Annotated in this window: 19 protein-coding genes; 3 read left to right on the top strand and 16 right to left on the bottom strand. The window is 62.4% G+C overall.

Translation table 11 applies throughout. The features are described 5' to 3' along the window. Window positions 1-373: 373 nt before the first annotated feature. Window positions 374-2338, top strand: a complete 1965-nt coding sequence (locus BM413_RS02965) for a M23 family metallopeptidase (RefSeq protein WP_091910155.1) — start codon at window positions 374-376, stop codon at window positions 2336-2338. A 10-nt stretch (window positions 2339-2348) separates the two neighbouring features. Here BM413_RS02965 and BM413_RS02960 read toward each other — a convergent pair whose 3' ends face one another. The 9 genes from BM413_RS02960 to BM413_RS02920 all read right to left on the bottom strand — a co-directional run bounded on the left by BM413_RS02960 (window position 2349) and on the right by BM413_RS02920 (window position 15494). Beyond that, the gene (locus BM413_RS02960; RefSeq protein WP_091910152.1) at window positions 2349-3890 is read right to left on the bottom strand and encodes an MFS transporter; all 1542 of its coding nucleotides are present in this window, start codon (window positions 3888-3890) and stop codon (window positions 2349-2351) included. 76 nt (window positions 3891-3966) lie between these two features. Next, window positions 3967-5442, bottom strand: a complete 1476-nt coding sequence (locus tag BM413_RS02955; protein ID WP_091910359.1) for a L,D-transpeptidase — start codon at window positions 5440-5442, stop codon at window positions 3967-3969. A gap of 137 nt (window positions 5443-5579) precedes the next feature. After that, window positions 5580-5936: an MmcQ/YjbR family DNA-binding protein gene (locus BM413_RS02950; RefSeq protein WP_091910356.1), complete on the bottom strand. Its 357-nt coding sequence runs from the start codon at window positions 5934-5936 to the stop codon at window positions 5580-5582. 20 nt (window positions 5937-5956) lie between these two features. Then, a complete protein-coding gene (gene clpB, locus BM413_RS02945) occupies window positions 5957-8563 on the bottom strand; it encodes an ATP-dependent chaperone ClpB (protein WP_091910149.1) in 2607 nt (868 codons plus the stop codon). Between the two features lie 199 nt (window positions 8564-8762). After that, entirely contained in the window at window positions 8763-9581 is an 819-nt protein-coding gene (locus BM413_RS02940; RefSeq protein ID WP_091910146.1) for a DUF4167 domain-containing protein, read from the bottom strand. Between the two features lie 310 nt (window positions 9582-9891). Beyond that, on the bottom strand, window positions 9892-10764 hold the full coding sequence (prmC, locus tag BM413_RS02935) for a peptide chain release factor N(5)-glutamine methyltransferase (RefSeq protein WP_091910144.1): 873 nt from the start codon (window positions 10762-10764) through the stop codon (window positions 9892-9894). After that, complete coding sequence (gene prfA / locus BM413_RS02930; protein WP_091910141.1) at window positions 10757-11836, bottom strand: peptide chain release factor 1; 1080 nt, start codon at window positions 11834-11836, stop codon at window positions 10757-10759. The genes prmC and prfA overlap by 8 nt, the downstream gene beginning before the upstream one ends. 49 nt (window positions 11837-11885) lie before the next feature. Then, the gene (gene ptsP / locus BM413_RS02925) at window positions 11886-14159 is read right to left on the bottom strand and encodes a phosphoenolpyruvate--protein phosphotransferase (RefSeq protein ID WP_091910138.1); all 2274 of its coding nucleotides are present in this window, start codon (window positions 14157-14159) and stop codon (window positions 11886-11888) included. Between the two features lie 81 nt (window positions 14160-14240). Then, the gene (locus tag BM413_RS02920) at window positions 14241-15494 is read right to left on the bottom strand and encodes an aspartate kinase (protein WP_091910135.1); all 1254 of its coding nucleotides are present in this window, start codon (window positions 15492-15494) and stop codon (window positions 14241-14243) included. A gap of 861 nt (window positions 15495-16355) precedes the next feature. Between BM413_RS02920 and ubiG the strand changes: the two genes are divergently transcribed. Further along, entirely contained in the window at window positions 16356-17108 is a 753-nt protein-coding gene (gene ubiG / locus BM413_RS02915) for a bifunctional 2-polyprenyl-6-hydroxyphenol methylase/3-demethylubiquinol 3-O-methyltransferase UbiG (RefSeq protein ID WP_091910132.1), read from the top strand. A 56-nt stretch (window positions 17109-17164) separates the two neighbouring features. On the opposite strand, the gene BM413_RS02910 is transcribed toward ubiG, so the two are convergent. The 5 genes from BM413_RS02910 to BM413_RS02885 form a co-directional block, all read right to left on the bottom strand. Further along, window positions 17165-18058, bottom strand: a complete 894-nt coding sequence (locus BM413_RS02910; RefSeq protein ID WP_091910353.1) for a DMT family transporter — start codon at window positions 18056-18058, stop codon at window positions 17165-17167. An 832-nt stretch (window positions 18059-18890) separates the two neighbouring features. Beyond that, entirely contained in the window at window positions 18891-19316 is a 426-nt protein-coding gene (locus BM413_RS02900; protein ID WP_091910125.1) for a DUF1178 family protein, read from the bottom strand. Next, window positions 19313-20179 (bottom strand): carbon-nitrogen hydrolase family protein, encoded by an 867-nt coding sequence (locus BM413_RS02895; RefSeq protein ID WP_091910122.1) that lies wholly within the window; start codon window positions 20177-20179, stop codon window positions 19313-19315. The genes BM413_RS02900 and BM413_RS02895 overlap by 4 nt, the downstream gene beginning before the upstream one ends. A 10-nt stretch (window positions 20180-20189) precedes the next feature. Further along, window positions 20190-20459: a glutaredoxin 3 gene (grxC, locus tag BM413_RS02890; protein ID WP_091910119.1), complete on the bottom strand. Its 270-nt coding sequence runs from the start codon at window positions 20457-20459 to the stop codon at window positions 20190-20192. 24 nt (window positions 20460-20483) lie between these two features. Beyond that, window positions 20484-21269 carry a ComF family protein gene (locus tag BM413_RS02885; protein WP_091910350.1) on the bottom strand — a complete coding sequence of 262 codons (786 nt, stop codon included), beginning with the start codon at window positions 21267-21269 and terminating at the stop codon, window positions 20484-20486. A gap of 63 nt (window positions 21270-21332) precedes the next feature. On the opposite strand from BM413_RS02885, the gene BM413_RS02880 reads away from it, so the two are divergent. Continuing rightward, on the top strand, window positions 21333-22205 hold the full coding sequence (locus BM413_RS02880; protein WP_091910117.1) for a methyltransferase domain-containing protein: 873 nt from the start codon (window positions 21333-21335) through the stop codon (window positions 22203-22205). Window positions 22206-22227: 22 nt separating this feature from the next. Here the strand turns inward: BM413_RS02880 and BM413_RS02875 are convergent, their stop codons facing one another. Both BM413_RS02875 and BM413_RS02870 read right to left on the bottom strand, forming a co-directional pair. Then, entirely contained in the window at window positions 22228-22407 is a 180-nt protein-coding gene (locus BM413_RS02875; protein ID WP_091910114.1) for a Flp family type IVb pilin, read from the bottom strand. Between the two features lie 94 nt (window positions 22408-22501). Then, on the bottom strand, window positions 22502-22807 hold the full coding sequence (locus tag BM413_RS02870) for a hypothetical protein (protein ID WP_091910111.1): 306 nt from the start codon (window positions 22805-22807) through the stop codon (window positions 22502-22504). Window positions 22808-22852: the final 45 nt, after the last annotated feature.

The raw sequence follows: 22852 nt of genomic DNA, 5'->3' as shown, positions 1-22852 counted from the left end.
CGGCGCGCCGCCCTCGTTGTTGAGGCGTATATAGTCGCCACCTTCCCAACCTGTCAACAACCATTTCCATCTTTCATGAAGTTTTTGAGACAGAAAATGCGCGCGCCTTGCGGACGCTGCGTCAGCCCCTTTGCCAGGCAAAGCGTTTTGCCGGCGCAGCCACATTGGAGCCCTATTGCGGCCTCAATGCCCGTCAATGTCTCTGCCCTCGCAACGAAATTACGACCTTCGCGCGCGCGTTCTATATATGGAAATCCATCAGAGCGGGCGCGAGACCAGGAGCCTTCGTTTGACTTCGGCCGCCGCGACAGGCAATTGTCGGAGCAATCAAGATAAAACGCCGGCTGCCGATCGGGAAACGCCACCGCTCTGAATGCACGACACGGATCAGACCATAGCTGAACTCGGCAACGAGCCGCCACTGATCGCCGACGGGCGCAGCGGGCCACCGGACAGGCGTGAGGTATCGGCGCGCTGGCTTTCCGGCACATTCCTGACAGGGGTCACTTCCAGCGTACTCATGGGCGTTGCCCTTTTCGCCGCGCTCGACGGGCGCGAGCAATTGGCGACACCGCCGGAAATCGCGCAGAACACCGGCACAGCGCAGAACAAGGACGGCGGCGGCCAGGACGCCAAGGCATCAAGACTGGTGCAGCTGCGCCAGATTTCGCGGGCAAAGGACAAGCGGCGCATGGAGGTTTCCATGTCCAGCCGCGTCGGCGACCGCGACGTTGTCCGCACCGTTCCTTTCGTCCAGATCAAGATGGCGCTGGCTGCCGGCTATAAGACTACGCGCGCCTATCCCGCATTCGATCCGCTCGACGTCTTTGCCGAAGATGGCGCGGCCCAGATCGCCGCCGCCCCCGCCGGCCAGATCTACGGCGTCAAGGTCGAAAGCGAGATGAGCCTGAAGACGGTCGACTTCCCGATGGATACCGCCGCCTTCGACGAGAAGAGCGACCTGTCGGCCGACGAGGTTGAACAGGTGGTGCGAACGACGGGAGCGATCCTGACCGATGGGGACGTGCAGGTGGCTGCACTCCATTATGTCGACCCTGAACGCTTCGGAAGTTCATTCGCGACGCAGACGCTCGCCGGCTCTTATGGCGTTCGCATCGTGCCGGAGAATGTTTCCGTCTCGCCGCGAATCGGCAGCGATGATTCGGCACTGACCTATGCCGAAGACATCATCCCTTTCACGGCTGACAACGACATCACCGAAGCCTTCAACGATTCGGGCTACACGGGCGATGACGCCGCCAGCATGGCGGAGGCCATCACCAAGATACTGAACGGCTCGACGCTCAAGGCCGGCACGGTACTGCGGGTCGGGCTGGAGATACGCGGCGACAAGGCACAGGTCGTGCGCACCAGCGTCTATGACCGCACCCAGCACCTGCTGACCATCGCGCTCAACGACCGCAAGCAATATGTGACGACGAACGAACCCGAGCCCAATCCCGAGCTTTTGACGGCTTTCGACGATTCGCCGTCGCCGGTCGCGCGCGGCAGCCTGCCAAGCATCTATGACGGCATCTATCGCGCGGCCTATTCCTACGGCATGTCCAAGGACATGACCAAGCAGCTCATCAAGCTGCTCGCCTCGGATGTCGATTTCCAGTCGCGCCTCAATTCGTCCGACCACCTCGAGGTTCTGTTCTCGCAGCCCGACAGCGACGACCAGATGTCGGACGAGTCGCAGCTCCTCTATGTTTCGGCGACCTTTGGCGGGGCAACGCGCAATTTCTATCGCTTCCAGCTACAGGATGGCACATTCGATTATTTCGACGGGGACGGCCGCAGCGCCAAACAATTCCTCCTGCGCAATCCGCTGCCGAACGGCGTGTTCCGTTCCGGCTTCGGCGGACGCCGCCATCCGATCCTCGGCTATGTCCGGATGCACACTGGCGTCGACTGGGCAGCACCCACCGGTTCGCCGATAATCGCCGCGGGCAACGGCACCGTCGAAAAGGCCGGATGGGCTGGCGGCTACGGCAAGCAGACGATCATCCGCCATGCCAACGGCTACGAGACATCCTACAATCACCAGAGCGGATTTGCCTCGGGTATCGTGCCTGGCGCACGCGTCCGCCAGGGCCAGGTCATCGGCTATCTCGGATCGACGGGCCTGGCGACCGGCCCCCACCTTCACTACGAGCTCATCGTCAACGGCACCAAGGTCGACCCGATGCGCGTGCGCCTGCCGGTTGGCCGCATCCTGAACGGCGACGAACTCGTTTCCTTCAAGCGCGAGCGCGAGCGGATCGACGATCTGCTCAAGGAAGAAAATGCGGGAACGCTGAAGGTGGCGAGCGCCAAGGAAAGTGCCGCCCGCTGATCGGCTCCGCCTAGCTTGGCAAATCAGATCTTTTCTCGCGCCATGCCGGCTGAGTGACCCAGGCTATGATGCCCGCAAGCGCGCACATCGCCGCTGATATCCCGGCAATGGCCTGAAACGCCCGGTTCGTTGCCTCGACGCGCAGGGCCTCCATCGCCGGCATCAAAGGTGTCGGCGAAAATGCACCGAATTCGACGCCCGGCGCGCCCTCCCCAAGAACTTTCGCGAAGACCAGGCCGGCGACGGCACCGAGTGCCGCAACCGCCATCAATCCCGCCGCCCGTGCAACCGCGTTGTTCACACCGGAAGCCAGCCCGGTATCCTCGTCAGGCGTCGCCAGCATTACGGCCGCCGAGAGCGGCGATACCAGGATTGCCATGCCGAGACCGTTCAGCAACAGCAGGGGAAGCGTTACCGTCCATATCTGCATCAAGGGCATGGTGAGCGCCAAGCCGGTATAGGACACGGTCACGATGGCGGCGCCCAGGGTAAGCGGCAGGCGCGGCCCGCGCCGATCCGCAAGCCTGCCGGCGGAACCGGAAAGCAGCGCGATGAACAGTGACAGCGGAATGAACAGCAGACTGACCTGCCATTCCTTGGTGCCCCAGGCCGAAACGAGCGTCATCGGCAGGAAGAACAGCACGGCACTGAAGGCAAAGAACAGGATCAGCGTATAGAGATTGGCGCCTGAAAAAGCGCGCGAGCGGAACAGCTCCAGCTTCACCATCGGCGAACGGGTATGGCTCTCCCAGAGAATGAAGGCGGCAAACAGCGCAACGCCGATCACGACCCATATGATCGGTGCGACAAGCTGACCTTCGGCGGGCAGGCCGAAACTGGTCAGGCCCCAGGCAATGACGCCTAGCCCCACCGTCGCCAGAACTGCGCCCGGAATATCGAGGCGGCGCGTCTCCGACGGCCGATCCGCCGGCACTTTGCCGAAGATCATGACCAGCGCCAGAACGCCGATCGGCACGTTGATGGCAAATATCAGCCGCCACATCCATGGATCGCCGAACGACAGAACCATGCCGCCCAGAAACGGCCCCAGCGCCATCGTCAGCGAAGAGAAAGCCGCCCATTGGCCGATCGCCTTGCCGCGCATGTCAGCCGGAAAGGATTTGGCGATGATGGCAAGGCTGCCCGGAACCATGAAGGCCGCACCCACGCCTTGCAACGCGCGCATGACGATCAGCATGTCGGCATCCGTCGAGATGGCGCAAAGCAGCGACGTCACCATGAACACCGCTATGCCACCGGCGAAGATGTTGCGCACGCCGAAGACATCGCCGGCCGCACCGCCAAGCAGCACGAGCGCGGAGAGAAACAGCATGTAGCCATTGCTGATCCACTGGGCGTCGATCAGCGACGCTCCAAGATCGGCGCGGATCGCCGGCATTGCGAGTGACACGACCGAACCGTCGATGAAGCCCATACTGGAGGCGAGTATTGCCGAGAACATGACGAAGCGGCGGCTCGCCGGCGGACAGAACGTCCGGGCCGCCTTCGGCGGCAATTCGTTGTTCAGGACTGCTGATTCGGGCGCGCTCATGCAGCGACATTATGCGCGTGCCCGAACGCTGGTTAGCGACCTGCCGACAAGAAACGGCAGTCCAACGACTATTCTATCAATCCGTGAACTCGACCGTGACGCCAGGGCTCACCAGTTTCGCCAGTTCCTGCGCATCCCAGTTCGTCAGGCGCACGCAGCCATGGCTTTCGGTCTTGCCGATCTTGGAGGGGTCCGGCGTGCCGTGGATGCCGTAGGTCGGCTTGTCGAGCGCGATCCACACCGAACCGACCGGGCCGTTAGGACCGGGCGGAATGGTCAGGATCTTGTCGTTGTCGCCCTGCTTGAAGTTGAGCTTGGGGTTGTAGGTGTAGTTCGGATTGAGCGCGACGCGCGACACGGCATGCGTACCCGTCGGCGACGGCGTATCCGACGAGCCGATCGTCGCCGGGTAGGCAGCGACAAGCTTGCCCTCGGCATCATAGGCGCGGACCTGCTTGAGCCCCTTGTCGGCTATGATGCGCTGAACCTTTGTCGTGGCCGGCTTGCCGACGTTGGCGACACGGACGATCGTGCCCGGCCGCGAGAAATTGGCCTGCGGGTTGAGCGACCTGAGATAGGTTTCGTCCATATGGAACCGTTCGGCCAGCATCTCTGGAACCGAGGTGTAGCTCATGTGATCGAGCTGCGCCTTCTGGCTGTAGTCGGCAGGCACCGAAGCCACGAACGGCCCGGCCGCATCTTCCGGCGTGATGGTGTAGTTGATGAACGGATCGCCACCGGACGCAGCGAGCGCCTCCTTGATGGCGGCCGTATCCGTGGATTTGAGGTTGGTTCCCGTCAGTTGCCGATAGGCCTCGAATGCCTTGTCGACATTCGAGCCGAACTTTCCGTCGATGACGCCAGGCGAAGCGCCGGCGCGATCCATCAGGATCTGCATGCCGGCAACATCTTCGCGCGCAGTGAAGGTCGTCGGCGGTTCGACCGTTGCGCCACCGATGGCTGGCGGTTCGGAGATCGATGGCGACGTCTGTGGTGTTTCAACTCCCGGAGTGTTCAGCGGAGACCGCTCGACCGGCTCGCGCCGGACGATCTGCGGCTCGGGCTCGTAGCCGCCGTTGGGATCGGCCTGTTCATCGGGAAACGCCCGGCCCGGAGCGGGCGGGAATTCTTCGCGCGGCACATTGCGCGAATAGCCGCCATTGTTCGGATATTCGTCATAGCCTTCGTCAGCCGGGCCGAGCAATTCGTCGCGCCGCGAGCGTTCGCCATAGCCGGGATCGCCCTGATAATAGCGATCGCTACGGCGCACCTCGCGCTGACGCAAGGCTCTCCTGTCGCGCTGGCCGACAACACCACGGGGCGGCTGAATGGCGATCACCTGACCCGTGTAGGAATCGACGATCACCCTGTTGCCGTTGCCGTCGAAATAGACTTCGACATCGCCGGCCTGGGCGAGCAGCACGTCGCCGCCATTCACGGTGATTCGCCGGGAATTCTCCTCCGAACGCGTATCCGACGCTACGGAAGCCTGCGCACTGAGGGTGCAAAAACCTGCTGCAAAAGCCGAAACAACAAAGAGTTTGCCGACCATTCTAGCCAAAATCCCCGATTCGTCCTTGCCGCCGCGAACCGGCAGCATCCCGCGCTCAATCATACGGATACCCGCAAATGCGTTGATACGGTTAGAAGTTCCAATATGAACCCGGCATGAAGATGGCCGCGCTATGGCTATAATCCGAGTTCCTTGCGCGCAGCCTTCGGAAGCTTCTGCACGATGAGCCGGTAGCTTTCGCGCAAATAGTCCTTCAGCGCGTCGGCATCCATGCTTTCGCCGGTCTGCCGCTGGATCCATTTCATGCCGCGCGAGGCGAGATAGGGAGCAGGCCGCAGGCCCGGCTGCTCCTTCAGGATATCGTAGGCCATTTCGGAACACTTGAAGGTGACGAACAGGCCATCGCCGTCATTCCACCCGCCAATGGCAAAAACCTTGCCACCGACCTTCCACACATGCGCCCCACCCCACTGCACCACATGGGTGGTGGAAGGCAGCGAGGCGCAGAAGCCGTTGTATTCGTCCAACGTCATCTGCGCCTCGCTTCGTCTGATCATGCCGCCTTTTCGGCCTCGACCTTTACCGGCTTCGAACGGAAGTTCAACCGATCCGAACCGGCGGTGACCTTCACCTTCGAGCCGTCGAGGATTTCGCCGAGCAGGATCTTCTCAGCCAGCGGGTCCTGCAGTTCCTTCTGCATGACACGCTTCAACGGGCGTGCGCCATAGGCCGGGTCGTAGCCCTTGTTGGCCAGCCAGTCGATGGCCTCGGCATCCAGCTCCAGCCTGATCTTGCGATCGGCAAGCAGGCTTTCCAGCCGCTTCAACTGGATCTCGACGATCTTGCCCATGTCCTGACGGCGCAGCCTGTGGAACAGGATGACTTCGTCGACACGGTTCAGGAACTCCGGCCGGAACGACGCCTTGACCACGGCCATGACTTCATCGCGAACGATGTCGACGTCCTGATCCTCGCCGAGATTGACGAGATATTCCGCGCCGAGGTTCGACGTCATGATGATCAGCGTGTTGCGGAAATCGACAGTGCGCCCCTGACCGTCGGTCAGGCGGCCATCGTCGAGCACCTGCAGCAACACGTTGAAGACATCAGGATGCGCCTTCTCGATCTCGTCGAACAGGATGACCTGATAGGGCCGGCGCCGCACCGCTTCGGTCAGCGCACCGCCCTCCTCATAGCCGACATAGCCGGGAGGCGCGCCGATGAGCCGCGACACCGAGTGCTTCTCCATGAACTCAGACATGTCGATGCGCACCATGGCGCTCTCGTCGTCGAACAGGAAGCTCGCCAGCGCCTTGGTCAGTTCGGTCTTGCCGACACCCGTCGGGCCTAGGAACATGAACGAGCCGATCGGCCGGTTCGGGTCCTGAAGCCCGGCGCGCGCACGACGCACCGCCTTGGAAACGGCCTGCACCGCTTCGCCCTGGCCGATGACGCGCTTGGCGATCTCGTCTTCCATGCGCAACAGCTTGTCGCGCTCGCCCTGCAGCATCTTGTCGACCGGAATTCCGGTCCAGCGCGAGACGATATGGGCGACGTGGTCGGGCGTGACCACTTCCTCGACCATGCCGACCTTACCGTCCTGGGCTTCCGCCTCCTGCAGGCGCTTTTCCAATTCAGGGATGCGGCCATAGGCAAGCTCGCCCGCCTTCTGGAACTCGCCCTTGCGCTGAGCAATGGCGAGTTCGTTGCGGGCTTCTTCAAGCTCTTTCTTGAGGTCGGCGGCGAGGCCAAGCTTCTGCTTTTCCGCCTGCCATTTCGAGGTGATCTCCGTCGATTCCTCTTCCAGATTGGCGAGCTCGTTTTCAAGCCGGACAAGCCGGTCCTTTGAAGCTTCGTCCGTCTCGACCTTCAGTGCCTCGCGCTCGATCTTGAGCTGCATGATGCGGCGGTCGACCTCGTCCAGCGCTTCCGGCTTGGAATCGACCTGCATCCGCAGCCGCGATGCGGCCTCGTCGACAAGATCGATTGCCTTGTCAGGCAGGAAACGGTCGGCAATGTAGCGGTTCGACAGCGTTGCAGCCGAAACCAGCGCAGAGTCGGAAATGCGCACCTTGTGGTGCTGCTCGTATTTCTCCTTCAGGCCGCGCAGGATCGACACCGTGTCTTCGACGGTCGGTTCCTCGACGAACACCGGCTGGAAACGCCGCGCAAGTGCTGCATCCTTTTCGACATGCTTGCGATACTCTTCCAGCGTGGTCGCGCCGACGCAGTGAAGCTCGCCGCGTGCAAGCGCCGGCTTGAGCAGGTTCGAAGCATCCATCGCGCCATCGGCCTTGCCGGCGCCGACCAGCGTGTGCATCTCGTCAATGAACAGGATGATGTTGCCATTGGCAGCCGTCACCTCGGACAGGACAGCCTTCAGCCGCTCCTCGAACTCGCCGCGATATTTCGCACCGGCAATCAGGGAGCCCATGTCGAGCGCCATCAACTGCTTGTCCTTGAGCGATTCCGGCACGTCACCATTGACGATGCGCAGCGCCAGCCCTTCGGCGATCGCCGTCTTGCCGACGCCGGGCTCACCGATCAGCACGGGGTTGTTCTTGGTGCGCCGCGACAGGACCTGGATGGTGCGGCGGATCTCATCGTCACGGCCAATGACCGGATCGAGCTTGCCGGCGCGGGCATCGGCGGTCAGGTCGCGCGCATATTTCTTCAGCGCGTCATAGCCCTGCTCCGCAGAAGCCGAGTCGGCGGTGCGCCCCTTGCGGACATCGTTGATGACCTGGTTCAGCGCCTGGGGAGTTACGCCGGCCTTGGCCAGGATGTCGGCGGTCTTGGCCGACTTTTCCATGGCAAGCGCCTGCAGCAGACGCTCGACGGTGACAAAGCTGTCACCGGCCTTCTTCGCCAGTTCTTCCGCAGTGGAAAACACCTTCGCCAGCGGCTGCGCCAGATAGAGCTGGCCGTTGCCGCCTTCGACCTTCGGCATCGCCTCGAGTGCCGCCTCCACGCCGAGCTTGACGTCGCGCGGACGACCGCCGGCGCGCTCGATCAGCGACGCAGCAAGGCCTTCATCGTCGTCGACGAGAACCTTCAGGATATGTTCGGGCGTGAACTGCTGATGATTTCTGGATAGTGCGAGCGTTTGCGCGGACTGGATGAAGCCCCGAACGCGCTCGGAGTATTTCTCTAAATTCATACCTGTCTCCTTTCATCACCGGCCCGCTTTGCGGCACCGGATCAGCTTATGGTGACGAACCCCCTCTATCGAGCCGGGTCCATTTCAAACCAGATATGGGAATGCGCGAAAATTCCTCAAGACGGCATCAACCAACCGTACAAACAAAAACGGCGGAGACAAAGTCCCCGCCGCATATTCCTGTCGATAGAAAGGTCGATCAGCCGTTGACGGCTGCCAGAACCGTATTGCCATCGGCATCCGGTGCGGCCTCGGCAGATGCTTCGCCGGAAGCCTCGGCCTTCGCTTCATCGGGAAGGCGCTCGCCACGGCGCGGACGGCGGCCGCGACGCGGTGCCGGAGCAGCTTCTTCGCCAGCAGCCTCAGCCGCCGGGGTAGCTTCAGCGACCGGAGCAGCTTCGGCTGCCGGGGCAGCTTCCGCAACCGGTTCCGGCGCAGGTGCTGCCTGGGGCGGCCTCGGACGGCGGCCACGGCCACGACCAGCCGTAGGCTCGGTTGCCGTTTCGGTGTTCAGTGCGACTTCGGCGGGCGTGCCTTCAATGACCGGCTGTGGTCCCGAACCATCGCTTGCATCCTGAGACGCCTCGGGCTCCTGGCCACCGGACTGCTGTCCATTGCCGTGCTGCGCAGCGTTGACCACGTTGCCGACATTGTCGAATTCCTGATCCGAATCGTCGTCCATGTCGTCGCGGTTCTGCTGCTGCACGTGCTGGATCGGCATCTGCGCCTGGGCGGCGGCAATGATGCGATTGTAATGCTCGGCATGCTGCAGGTAGTTTTCCGCCATCACGCGGTCGCCGGCACTTTGTGCATCGCGGGCAAGCGTGGCGTATTTTTCGGCGATCTGTTGCGCCGAGCCGCGGATTTTCACATCCGGACCGTTGCTTTCGTAATTGCGCGTCAGCGGGTTTGGTCCCTTGCGGTTGTTATTATTGTTGTTGTTATTGTTATTATTGCTACCGCCACCGCCATTGTTGTTGCGGCCGCGCATGCGCCTGTTCTGCTGTTGTGGCCTCATCCGACTCTCTTCATTATTTAGAAAAAATTGCGCAAACGGGGCGCCTCGGCGGCCAGCCGTTTCGTGTACTTACGATGGTGTTCGCCCGCATCAATTGCGTTGGCGTCACGTGCCATTCCGTTTGGTCTCTTGTCACTTGCCGGGCGATCCCCACACGAAGCAAAAGCGTCGTTTACGCAAGAAGGCAGTTTGTTTCCAAGGGAACCGAATCGATAACAGCACTGCCTGCTTCGTCTCATCCGGTAATTCGAACCTAGCGGCATTCCCAGGAGTTGCCAAGTATTTTTTCGATTCAATACAACACTTTGATTCAACGTTGGAAAAACAGCGCACGGTCGTTTCCGGCAAGATCATGTCTTGCGACTGCGAGCTCATATCCCGCCTCGCGGAAAATGCCTGTAACGTCTATCCTCTGATCGAATCCGATTTCCAGGGCGATCTTGCCGCCTCGTTCCAGATGGGGTGCCGCTCCTGCGGCTATGATGCGATAGGGATCGAGACCATCGTCTCCGCCATCGAGCGCAAGATGCGGATCAAAGTCTCGCACGTCTTGCTCAAGGCCATCAATGTCTTTGGAAGGTATATAGGGCGGATTTGAGACGATTAAATGGAAGCGCCCGGAAATTTTTGCAAACCAGTCGGATTTTTTTGCAGTGAACCGGTTGGCAAGCCCCAGTTCCTCGGCATTTCGCCGAGCAGTGGTCAACGCACCTTGCGAAATATCGGCGCCAACCGCGACCGCCTTTTCCACCTGGCTCAGCAGGGCGAGCGGGATCGCACCGGTGCCCGTGCCAAGATCGAGGATGCGGCACTCCCCTTCCCGTTCGGCTGTCTCGCGCACGAAAGGCAGCACCATGTCGACAAGCGTTTCGGTGTCTGGGCGCGGCTCCAGCGTCTCTGGCGAGAGATAAAGCTTCAGGCCATAGAATTCGCGAAACCCGAGAATGCGATGAACCGGCTCGCCTGTGGTTCGCCTGGTTATCGCAGCATCGATCGCAGCGATCACATCTGCGCCGAGCACGTGATCCGGCATCAATATGGCGTCCTTGCGCGTCGTGCCGGAAAAGTGCTCGACGATCAGCCGCGCATCCAGTGCCGGATTATCGACGCCGGCTCCCGCAAGCCTGTCGCGCGCGGCGCGGAAAGCGCCTGACAGCGTGGCGGTTTTCGCGGTCTCAGCCATCCAGCCCGATGTCGGCGAGAAGCTTCGACTGGTGATCGGAAATCAGCGCCGAGATGATCTCGTCGAGTTCGCCCATCATCACCCGGTCGAGCTTGTAGAGCGTGAGGTTGATGCGGTGGTCGGTCACGCGGCCCTGCGGGAAATTGTAGGTGCGAATGCGTTCCGAGCGGTCGCCCGAGCCGACCTGCGATTTGCGCGATTCCGAGCGCTCTTCATCCGCCTTCGACCGCTCCATGTCGAACAGCCGCGCCCGCAGGATCTGCATGGCGCGCGCTCTGTTCTGGTGCTGCGATTTTTCCGCCTGCACCACCATGATGCCGGTCGGCAGATGCGTGATGCGGACAGCGGAATCGGTGGTGTTGACGTGCTGGCCGCCCGAGCCCGAGGCGCGCATCGTGTCTATGCGGATGTCTTCGGAGCGTATCTCGATATCGACTTCTTCGGCCTCCGGCAGCACCGCGACGGTGGCTGCCGATGTGTGGATGCGCCCGCTGCCTTCGGTCGCCGGCACGCGCTGGACGCGGTGCACGCCGGATTCAAATTTCAGCTTGGCAAAGACACCTTTGCCCGACACCGTGGCGATGATTTCCTTGTAGCCGCCAACCTCGCCCTCGCTTGCCGAAGCGACCTCGAAACGCCAGCCCTGCTCGGCGGCGTAGCGCTCATACATGCGAAACAGGTCGCCGGCGAAAAGTGCAGCTTCATCGCCGCCAGTGCCGGCGCGGATTTCGAGGATCGCGTTCTTCTCGTCGGCTGCATCCTTGGGCAGCAGCAGGATCTGGATATCCTTCTGCAAGGATTCGATCTTTTCCTCGACCCCCGGCAGCTCGCCTTCGGCCAGCGCCCGCATCTCGGCATCGGTGCCCTTGTCGGCCAGCATGGTTTCGAGATCGGCAAGTTCCTGCTCGGCGGCACGAAGCTCCCTGATCCTCGCGACCATGTCCTGGATGTCAGAGTATTCCGAAGCCATCTTCACATAGGCTTCGGGGTCGGGACCGGCCGCCATCTGCGCTTCGAGCATGTCGAAGCGCTTCACTACCTGGTCCATGCGGTCGCGGGGCAAGCTGATCATCGTTATTTGTACTCGACGAGATACACGTCAGGCCGCCCTCACCTGAATTTCAAAGCGGAATGGAGCGGTCGTCGGCAAAGGTCTGCAGCAGCGCGCGCATAGGCAGGCCGACGGTTGGACCGGACATATTGTCGTGCAGGAACGACGTCAACTCCGCAACCGGCAATTCGGCCAGCATCGCCTTGACCGGACCGATGGAGGCGGGCGACATCGAGATCGAGCGATAGCCGAGGCCGACCAGCGCCATAGCCGAAATCGGCTTGCCGGCGAGCTCTCCGCAAAGCGTCACCGGCGTGTGATTGCGATGGCCGGCGTCCGCAATGTGCTTGAGCACGCGCAGGAACGGCACCGACAGGGCGTCGAAACGATCCGAAAGCTGCGTATTGCCGCGATCGGTCGCCATGACGAACTGGAACAGGTCGTTGGAGCCGACGGAAACGAAATCCACCGTCTGCATCAATTCGTCGATCTGCCACAGCAGCGACGGCACTTCGAGCATCGCGCCAAGCTTGAGGCTGGTCGGCAGATGATGGGCAAAGCGCGACAGATGCCGCACCTCGCGCTCTATGAGTTCACGGGCCTGTGCAATCTCGCCAAGCTCGGTCACCATCGGCAGCATCAACTTCAGTTCGCGTCCGCCGGCAGCCTTCAGCAGCGCCCTGACCTGCGCGCGCAGGAGGCCCGGCCGATCGAGCGTCAGGCGAATGGCGCGCCAGCCAAGCGCCGGGTTTTCTTCATGCACCGAGCCCTTGAAATAGGGCAGCACCTTGTCGCCGCCGATATCGATGGTGCGGAAGGTGACGGGCTTGCCCTGCGCAGCGTCGAGCACATCGCGATAGAGCCGCTCCTGCGCTTCGGCGCGCGGGAATGTCGAGGCAACCATGAACTGCAGCTCGGTGCGGAACAGGCCGATGCCGCTTGCACCCGCCTCAGCCAGTTGCGGCAGGTCTACGGCGAGCCCGGCATTCATCAGCAGATCGATATGAATGCCGTCCCTGGAAACAGACGGCTTGCTGCGCAGTTCGCGGTAAAGTTCCTGCCGGCGCGCCCGGAACCGGACTTTTTCGGCGTAAGCCGCTTCGAGGTCGGGCTGAGGCCGCAGGTGAATGGTGCCGTCCTCGCCGTCGACGATGATCGCATCGCCGTTTTCCGCCATCGAGACGGCGCCCTTCATCTGGCCGGCGACGGGAATGCCCATGGCGCGTGCGACGATGACGACGTGGCTGGTAGCGGCGCCATCTTCCAGCACGAGACCGCGCAGTTTCTCGCGCGGATAGTCGAGCAGTTCGGCAGCACCCATCGAGCGGGCAACGACGATCGCATCCTTCGGCAGCGAGGCCGCAACATCTTCCGGCGCACGGCCCATCAACTGGCGCAGCAGGCGGTTGGCGAGATCGTCGAAATCGCTCATCCGCTCGCGCAGATAGGGGTCGGTCATGTGCAGCATGCGCGCACGCATGTCGCTCTGCACCTTTTCGACGGCGGCTTCCGCAGTCAGGCCGTTGCTGACCGCCTCTTCCAGCCGGCGCACCCAGCCGCGATCATTGGCGAACATACGGTAGGCTTCCAGCACCTCGCGGTGCTCGCCTTCGAATGCGACCTCGCGGCGCGACAGCATGTCGTCGATGGAAAGCCGCAGCGAACCGAGCGCCGATTCGAGCCGGCGCATTTCCTGCTCGCTGTCCTCGTTGAACAGGTTGGTGACGACGATGCGCGGCTCATGCAGCACGACATGCCCGAGCCCGACGCCTTCGTTGAAGGACAGGCCCTTGAAGCTTGCCGGGCGGCGCAGATCGAGCTCCAGCCCGTCATGGCGCGTCAGCCGGGCAAGATCGCCGGTGGCGATCATCTCGGCGATGACCATGGCGGTGGTTTCCAGCGCCTCGACCTCGTCTTCGCGATAGTGCCGCTGGGTGCGATTCTGGACAACCAGCACGCCCAGCGTGCGCCCTGCCCGCAGTACCGGCACGCCGAGGAAGGAGTTGTAGATTTCTTCGCCCGTTTCCGGGAGATAGGCGAAGGCCGGATGCTCCTGCGCGTTGGACAGGTTCAGCGCACGCGCGCTGGCCGCGATGGTGCCGACCAGACCCTGGCCGAGCCGCAACTGGGCCAAGTGGACCGAGCCCGGGTTCAGACCTTCGGTGGCGTAGAGTTCGAGAACAGAGTCTGCGCGCAGCACATAGAGCGAGCAGACCTCGGCCACCATGTTCTGGGCGATGTCGTGCACGATCCGGTCAAGCCGCTCCTGCGCTTCAAGCGGCTCCGCCATCAGCTCACGAAGCCGTTTCAAGAGAACGCGTGGACCGCCGGCCGTGTCACGCATCAGGTGCCGTCTCCAACTATCATTGGCCGGCGTGCATCATGCCACACGCCGGCTAATGGGGGACCGAAAAAGTCTATCTGTCTACTGCTTATCCAGACCGTAGACGGAATGCAAAGTGCGAACCGCAAGTTCCGTGTAGGGACCGTCAATCAAGATCGAAATCTTGATCTCGGAGGTGGTTATCGCACGGATATTGATGCTTTTTTCGGCAAGTGCCTTGAATGCGGTCGCAGCGACGCCGGCGTGGCTGCGCATGCCGATGCCGATGACCGACACCTTGGACATGCCGTCGTCGTGCTGGACGGCGTCGAAGCCGATCGTCTGGCGAATCGTTTCAAGCACGGCCAGCGCCTTGTCGACATCGCCGGACGGCACGGTGAAGGTCATGTCGGTCGATTTGCCGTCCTCGGAGATGTTCTGGACGATCATGTCGACATTGATGTTTGCCTCGGCCAGCGGGCCGAAGATGCCGGCGGCGACGCCCGGCCGGTCGGAGACGCGGCGCAGCGATATCTGGGCCTCATCCTTGGCGTAGGCAATTCCGGTGACGACCTGCTGTTCCACGATTTCTTCCTCGTCGCAAATAAGCGTTCCGGGCGGATTGAGAAGATCGCCCATTCCCGGCGCGTCCGGATCGTCGAAGGACGAGCGGACGAAGGTGCGCACCCGGTGCACCATGGCGAGCTCGACCGAACGCACCTGCAAGACCTTGGCGCCGAGCGACGCCATTTCAAGCATTTCCTCGAAGGAAATCTTGGAAAGCCGCCGCGCCTTCGGCTCGATGCGCGGGTCGGTTGTGTAGACGCCGTCGACATCGGTGTAGATGTCACAGCGGTCCGCCTTGACGGCTGCAGCAATGGCGACGGCACTCGTATCCGAGCCGCCGCGCCCGAGCGTGGCGATGCGATTGTCCGGGCCGATGCCCTGGAAACCGGCGATGACGGCCACCTGGCCCTCGCCGAAGCGCTGGATCAGGAACGAGCCGTCGATGTCCATGATACGCGCCGCGCCATGGGCGTTGTCGGTCTTGATCGGGATCTGCCAGCCCTGCCACGAGCGGGCATGGACGCCGATATTCTGCAGCGCGATGGCCAAGAGGCCGGCGGTGACCTGTTCGCCGGAGGCGACGACGGCGTCATATTCGCGGGCATCGTGCATCGGCGAGGCTTCGCGGGTCCAGGCAACCAGTTCGTTGGTCTTGCCGGACATGGCGGAGACGACGACGGCGACGTCGTGGCCGGCATCGACCTCGCGTTTGACATGGCGTGCCACATTGCGAATGCGGCTGATGTCGGCGACGGAAGTTCCGCCGAATTTCATCACGATGCGCGCCATGGAAGCCGGATGCCCTTTGCTATGCCCAGGGCCTGTCACTGCCGCCGGAAAGTCGAAACGATGGCCTGAGCGAAACCGCATCTGCCAAGTCGCGGCCTCCTTATCCAAAACAATGGGGTTAGGCAAGGTGGGAGCGGCCTCTCACTCTTCCTTCGCCCCGTTCACGGGGAGAAGGTGGCCCGAAGGGCCGGATGAGGGGCGGCGCCAGCGTTTGTGATTGCTGTGCAACGTCTGCGCTGCCCCTCACCCTGCTCCGCCCGGTAAACCCGGCTCCGCCTTCCCTCTCCCCGTAAACGGGGAGAGGGCAAGAGGGCGCGCTTCATCATCGCCACGCCCGGTTTTCACCGTCTGGCCATTGTCAAAGATCGGGAAGCGGGGCGCATGGCCGTGCCTTCCTAATGTTTAGTACGTGGCGCAGCTTCCGCGCCCCGCTCGGTGTCTGTCCCGAAGTCGGCCGGTCACAACGCCCGCTCCATGTACATTCCATGGACAAGACGCCGCGGCTTCTCCGCATGGTTTTGGGCAGTGGCATTTGCGCCGTGCTCGTTCCACGCCGGCCTGTGTCGGGCCCTCGGGTCCCTGGCTACCACACCAGGGCGGGAGGTCACCGCCACTCCCCCTTGATCCCGGTTCCAGACCCGGTCCCGCAGGAGCGATGGGGGGATTATGGATGGTCGCGAAAGGGTGGGGATAAATCAGGCCTAAAAAAATGCTCGGCCTGAACGAAAACAAACGCTTAGGTTGAAAACACCCAAAAATCTTTCCACAGCCGATCCACTCTTTCTCCAATGTCGATAAAAATTGTTGCCTTGACATTTTTCGCCCCAAACCCGACTTCCTTGCGTCGAAGGAGACAAATCTATGCCCGAGGCCCGACGATCGACGATCGACGCCGGAGAAGTGGAACGCTTCTCCGCGCTTGCAGCCGAATGGTGGAACCCCAACGGGAAATTCCGCCCGCTGCACAAATTCAATCCCGTGCGTCTCGCCTATATCCGCGACCAGGTGGCGGCCCGCTTCGGCCGCGATTCGCATGCCGCAAAGCCCTTCGAGGGCCTGCGCATCCTCGATATCGGCTGCGGCGGCGGCCTTCTGTGCGAGCCGATGTCGCGCCTGGGCGCCGAAGTGGTGGGCGCGGATGCTTCGGAAACCAACATCGAGGTGGCGAAGCTCCATGCAGCGGAAGCCGGCGTGACGGTGGATTATCGCGCCACGACCGCCGAAGCTCTGGCCGAGGCCGGTGAGAAATTCGACGTCGTGCTGAACATGGAAGTGGTCGAGCATGTCGCCGACATCGACCTGTTCATCGCCAAATGCTCGGAGATGGTGAAGCCGGACGGCATCATGTTCGTCGCCACCATCAACCGCACGCTGAAGGCATTGGGACTGGCGATCGTTGGCGCGGAATATCTGCTGCGCTGGCTGCCGCGCGGCACGCACCAATATGGCAAGCTGGTGCGGCCGGAAGAGCTGGAAGGCTCGCTCGGCAAGGCCGGCATGCGCATCATCGACCGCACCGGCGTCGTCTACAGCCCGCTTGCCGATCGCTGGCAGAAATCCAAGGACATGGACGTCAACTACATGGTCCTGACGGAACACGCGCCGACGAACTAGAGCAATTCCAGGAAAAGTGCGTAGCGGTTTTCCTGGAATTGCGGAGGCGGAACCGCTCAAGCCTTTCCGTTCTGCGCGCGCGTCGTCATGAAGACGCCGACGGTTACGATCGCAGCACCGATCCAGGTCAGCGCCTGATAGCGCTCGCCGAGAAAGAACGTGCCTGAAATCAGGCCGACGGCGGCGGCGACATAGCCGATCTGGCTGAGATAGACCGGCCCGCCGACCGCCTGCAGCCGGAAGAAGACCGCAAACATCGTCGAGGCGGCAGCCACCTGCGCCAGCACCAGAACGGGCGCACCGGCCAGAGTGCCGAAAGACGCGACGCCGCCACCAACCGTCACGATCGCAATCAGGAGCATCGCCGCCGAGGCGAGGTGACTGCCGGCGGCAAGCTCGATCGGGCCGGCGTCGGCCGGCCAGTCATAGCTGCGGTAGATGTTGCCGGCGGCGAGACTGACGGGAACCAACAGCCCCATGATCACCCAGAACAATTCCGCCGGCTGGCCCGCCTCACCGCGCGTCAGCGCCACCATTGCCGCCCCGACGAAGCCGACGGCTATGCCGGCAATGCCGAGCCCGTTCGGGCGGCGCACGCCGAGCAGAATGGAAAGCACCAGCGTGATGACAGGCGACAGGGTGAACATGATGCCGGTGTAGCCCGCGCCGAGATGCGGGATGGCCGATAGCAGCAGCAGGTTGGGAATGGCGTAGGAGATCGTCGCCGTGATGACGAAATAGCGCAGCTTGTGGGCATTGAGCGCAATGCGCTGCCCCCGCGCCAGAAGCACGCAGAGAAGAACGCCGCCCGCGCCAAACGAAATGACGAAGGCCCACAGCATCGGCGCGATGCCCGCCTGCCCTGCCATCTTGCCGAAGGGCAGCGTCAGCCCCAGCAGAGCACCATTGACCAGCAGCAGGCCGATGGCCGAGTTCCAGATCGACCGCATCATGTCGCCTTCAATTGATTCGAAAGTATGACCTGATCAGAACCGCGAACGGATGGAATGGGCCACGAAGATCATTTCAGCGACGCAGCGTGCACACCGATAGGCTGCATGCAATGCCCCTAGGTCTGCCCGCCTTGTCTAGCCGCTTACCGGCGTGACTTTCTAAAGCTTCGCCACCGGTGCAAGAGCCGGCCGAAAGCGACGAGAACCTTCGTCAACCAGCCAGGGCAGCCGAGAGCGAGGAGAGTTTTATCGAGATTCGAAGCCGTTCGCTCAAGCACAGCCGCGTCACTATAATCGGGCAGCGTTGCAAGGCTCGCCTCAGCCCATTGGCCGGGGATTCCCCCAGGAACCTTGGCCGCAAATGCAATCTCTCGACGCAGACAGATGCGCTCGACCTTTTCTGTTATGGGCTCGTCATAACCAAAGCCCATACGCCAGAGTCGGGCGTGTGTCGCCTCGTGCACGATCACGGAGGCGAGAAGAGCCGGCGTGGTGGACGGGTCTGATACAAACTTCCGGCTGAGCTTGCATAGCCAGCCTATTTCGTTGAATCGTCCGACTGCCCCTTCGATCTCAAGAACGAGTATATGGTCAAGATCCCGAATGAGCCGGTTGTACCGAATGGGATCGTGTTGCCGGATACTCCGAAGTGCGGCGGCGACGCGATCAAGCTCCTCCTCATTTGACGCGCCAACAATCACGCCGTCTATAACCCGCTGCTCTAGGGTCGACAGTAGGAGACGATTAAGGACGCGCATTATGCTGGTGGAGATTTTGCGCTTGCGGCCCGTTTGCCGCGACTTTGGTATCAGCGCTATATCGCCACTACTCAATTCTGGTCGTCGGGGAATGTCGGAATCGGCATGAATTCGACGCCGTCTTCGGCAAGGCTCTTGGCTTCGTCGAGCGTCGCTTCGCCGTAGATGCCGCGCGCGTCGGATTCGCCGAAGTGGATTTTTCGGGCCTCCTCGGCGAATTTATCGCCGACATAGTCCGAATTCTCGCGGATCTTTTCCGACAGCGCTTTCAGCTGCGCCATGGCGGCGCGCTGCTGCTCGTTCATGGCGAGCGCGATCTTTTCCTTCTTGCGGCCGGTTGAGACGGCAGGCGCCATCAGCGCCTTCTCGATCTTGTGCGAGCCGCAGGTCGGGCAATCGACGAGGCCGCGCTTCTGCTGCTTCTCGAAGTCCTCATTGTTGCGGAACCAGCCTTCGAAATCATGCGAACGCTCGCAGGTGAGCGAGAACTTGATCAAGATGCCGCTCCCCGGAGCGAAACGCCCTCCGCGGCGATGGTGTTCACGGCAAATTCGCGCGCGTTCTTGAGGTTCGGGATTTTCTTGCGCGCAGCCGCCGAAAGCGCCGTGTCGATCTCGGCTACGATGACGCCGGGCTCTTCATGGTCGGCCTCGGCGATGATCTTGCCCCATGGGTCGACGATCAGCGAATGGCCATAGGTCTCGCGGCCGTCCTCATGCTTGCCGCCTTGTGCAGCCGAGATCATGAAGGCGCCGTTTTCGATGGCGCGGGCACGCTGGAGTATATGCCAATGCGCCTCGCCGGTCTGGCGCGTGAAGGCGGCAGGCGCGGTCAGCACGTCGGCGCCGGCCAGCGCCTCGGCGCGGAAAAGCTGCGGAAAGCGCACGTCGTAGCAGATGGCAAAGCCGAGCTTGGCAAAGGGAAGCTCGGCGACAACCGCCTCGGTTCCGGCCTCATAGGCATTCGATTCGCGCCAGCTTTCGCCATTGTCGAGATCGACGTCGAACATGTGGATCTTGTCGTAGAGCGCAATCGACGTGCCCTGCGGCGAATAAAGCAGCGCCCGGTTGGCGAGCTTGCCGTCGGCGCGCACGATGGCCGTCGAACCGATATGCAGGAAGACGCCGAGCTCGCGCGAAAGCCTTGCCGACGCTGCCGCGATGATGTCGCGATCCTGCGTGGTGAAGGCCGATTGCCGGGCCTGGCTGTCGCTTACGATGGCGCCGGTCATTTCCGGCGTCTGGATGTAGGTAGCGCCCTGCCCTGCCGCTTCGCGCACCAAGGCTTCAAAAGTTTCGACATTGCGCTTCGGATCGATGCCGGAGCGCATCTGGACGGCGGCGGCCTTGAATTTGCTCATCGTTTCCTCCTCAGCCCAAACGGCCGGTAGCAAGCAGGCCGTCGAGCTGGCCGCGCGCATCGAGTTCATGAAGATCGTCGCAACCGCCGACATGGACGTCGCCGACGAAAATCTGCGGGAAGGTCGAGCCGCCATTGGCGCGCGCGATCATCTCCTGCCGCAATTCCGGCGAAAACGAGGCGTCGTGCTCCTTGTAGGCCACGCCCTTCTTGTCGAGCAGGCGCTTGGCAGCTACGCAAAAACCGCACATGGCGCGGGTATAGATCGTCACATCGACCATATCGTAATCCTGACGTTGTGAATCCTATATAGTGGCTGCCTCGTCGGGCCGGAAGTCCCCCGGCAGCACGCGGGCGAAGGTCAGCACGTCGACGGCGCTGGCACCGTTCTTTTTCAACGCCTTGGCAACCGCAAAAACGGTTGCGCCAGTGGTGTAGACGTCGTCCACGACCAGCACGCGGCGGCCGCGAACCTCGATGTCCTGCTCCGGCGGCACGCGGAAGGCTGCGCGCACATTGTCCTCGCGCTCGGCCCGGGGAAGCCCGACCTGCTGGCGCGTGACCTTCACGCGCACCACCGCCATCGGCGCGAAAGGCAGGCCGGAAAGCGTGGCTACGACGCGGGCAAGCTCGGCCGACTGGTTGAAGCGGCGTTGCAGGAAGCGCCGCCAATGCAGCGGCACCGGCACGACGACATCGGCGTCGGTGACGAGCTCGGCCCCTGCCCGCAGCATCCAGCGCGCCATCCAGGGCGCAAGGTCGGTCTTGTCGGAATATTTCAGGCCCTGCACCATGCGCCGGGCAACACCGGAATAGGAAACGGCAGCGCGCGAACGCTCGAAAGGCGGCGGGTTGGCGATGGCTTCGGCGGAGAGAAACCCCTCGCCCATGTCGTGCAGAAACGGCGTGCCCATGACCTGGCACCACGGCTTTTCGAGAAAGCGCAGTTGCGGCCAGCAATGCGGGCACAGCGAGCCCGGCTGCGACACCTGACGGCGGCAGCCGGCGCAGACCGGCGGAAACAGCACACGGGCCGGCCAATCCAGCGCCGCGCGGGCAAGGGTCTTGAATTGCGGCATCGGATCGGCCACGACGTAGCAAGCGTTGTCCCGACCATAGGGTGGATGGCGCGGAAACATCAAGGACATCTGGATTTGCAGCCGATTTTCGACACCAGCCTCATGATCGAACGCAAGCGCCGCGCGCTGGCGAAAGGCGTCGAGGGCGCGGACTTCCTGATGGCGCGGGTGGCCGAGGATCTTTCCGAGCGGCTCGCGGCGGTCGAAAGGCGCTTCAAGAATGCGATAACCGTTTTCTGCGTCACGCCTGCTGCGAAGGATGCGGTGCTTGCGAGCGGCAAGGCAGAAACTGTGCTGCGGATCGAGGCCGACAATGCCTTTCTCGGGGGCGACACAGGGATGATCGCCGAGCCGGAAACCCTGCCGCTCGAGCCGGAAAGCGTCGATCTGGCCGTTTCCCTGCTAGCCCTGCAGGAAGTGAACGACATTCCGGGTATGCTGATCCAGATTCGCCGCGCCTTGAGGCCGGACGGCTTGTTTCTGGGCGCGATGGTAGGCTCGGACACGCTGACGGAGTTGCGTGAAAGCCTGCTGGCAGCCGAAAGCGAAATTTTGGGCGGCGTCAGCCCGCACGTTATTCCATTCACCGATGTACGCGACGCCGGCGCCCTGCTCCAGCGTTCGGGCTTTGCGCTGCCAGTCACCGATGTCGAGACGGTGACGGTGCGCTACGACCATATGTTTGCGCTGATCGCCGACCTGCGCGCCATGGGTGCTGCCAATGCACTGATCGCACGTTCGCGCAGGCCGGCGACACGCGAACTGTTCCGCCGCGCCGCCGAAATCTATGCCGAGCGCTTTTCCGACCCGGACGGGCGCATCCGGGCGACGTTCTCGTTCATCTGGCTGTCTGGATGGGCACCGGACGCTTCGCAGCAGAAGCCGCTCAAGCCGGGCTCGGCGCAGGTTTCGCTGGCGAAGATTCTGGGAGAAGCGAAAGACGATTAGGCGCTGGCGATGCCGGTGTCGGCTACTTTCCAAGCACTTTCACAAGTTCGCTGTCGGTGCTGCTGAAGAGATACTGGAGCGCGTTGCTGGCCTGGCCGACGCCTCCGACGATAACCAGCGACAACACGGTGACGATCACCGCATACTCGATAACGGTTGCGCCACTTTCATCCCTGAAAAACCGCTGAAACAGCTGTCGCATCCGTGTGTTCATCCCTTTGCCGGCAGCATAGGGCCGACCCGTTAAGAAAGGTTAACGCAACAGCCTTAACGGCTGATGAAATGCTGTGTGGAAATCAGCAATCGCCGCTGCGGGCGCCGTTGGCGCGGATGACACAGACGGCAGTGGGCGATGACTGGAGCACGCTGCGGCGAACCGTATAGCTGTGGCCCTGGCCGATCGATCCAGTGCTCATCATGTCGAGGTTTGCCCGCGCGCTGTCGAGCCGCGTGCGCTGGTCGAGAAGCGGCGTTGCCAGCAGCGCGAAGGCGATGGCCGCCGAGCCGAACAGCAGGCTGATGCGCAGGACGCCTATGCCCGCACTTCCGAGGCGCCAGGCGCGTTCGCCACGAACGGCTTCCCACTGGTCTTCAGGTGACATTCGCACTTCCCCTCGCGCAAAACCCAACCCGACCGATAACGGCCG

Origin of the sequence: Mesorhizobium sp. YR577, assembly GCF_900116595.1 — a bacterium.
GTDB lineage: Bacteria > Pseudomonadota > Alphaproteobacteria > Rhizobiales > Rhizobiaceae > Mesorhizobium_M.
Note: the sequence above shows the minus strand (reverse complement) of the source record. Positions and strands in the feature narration are given on the sequence as shown.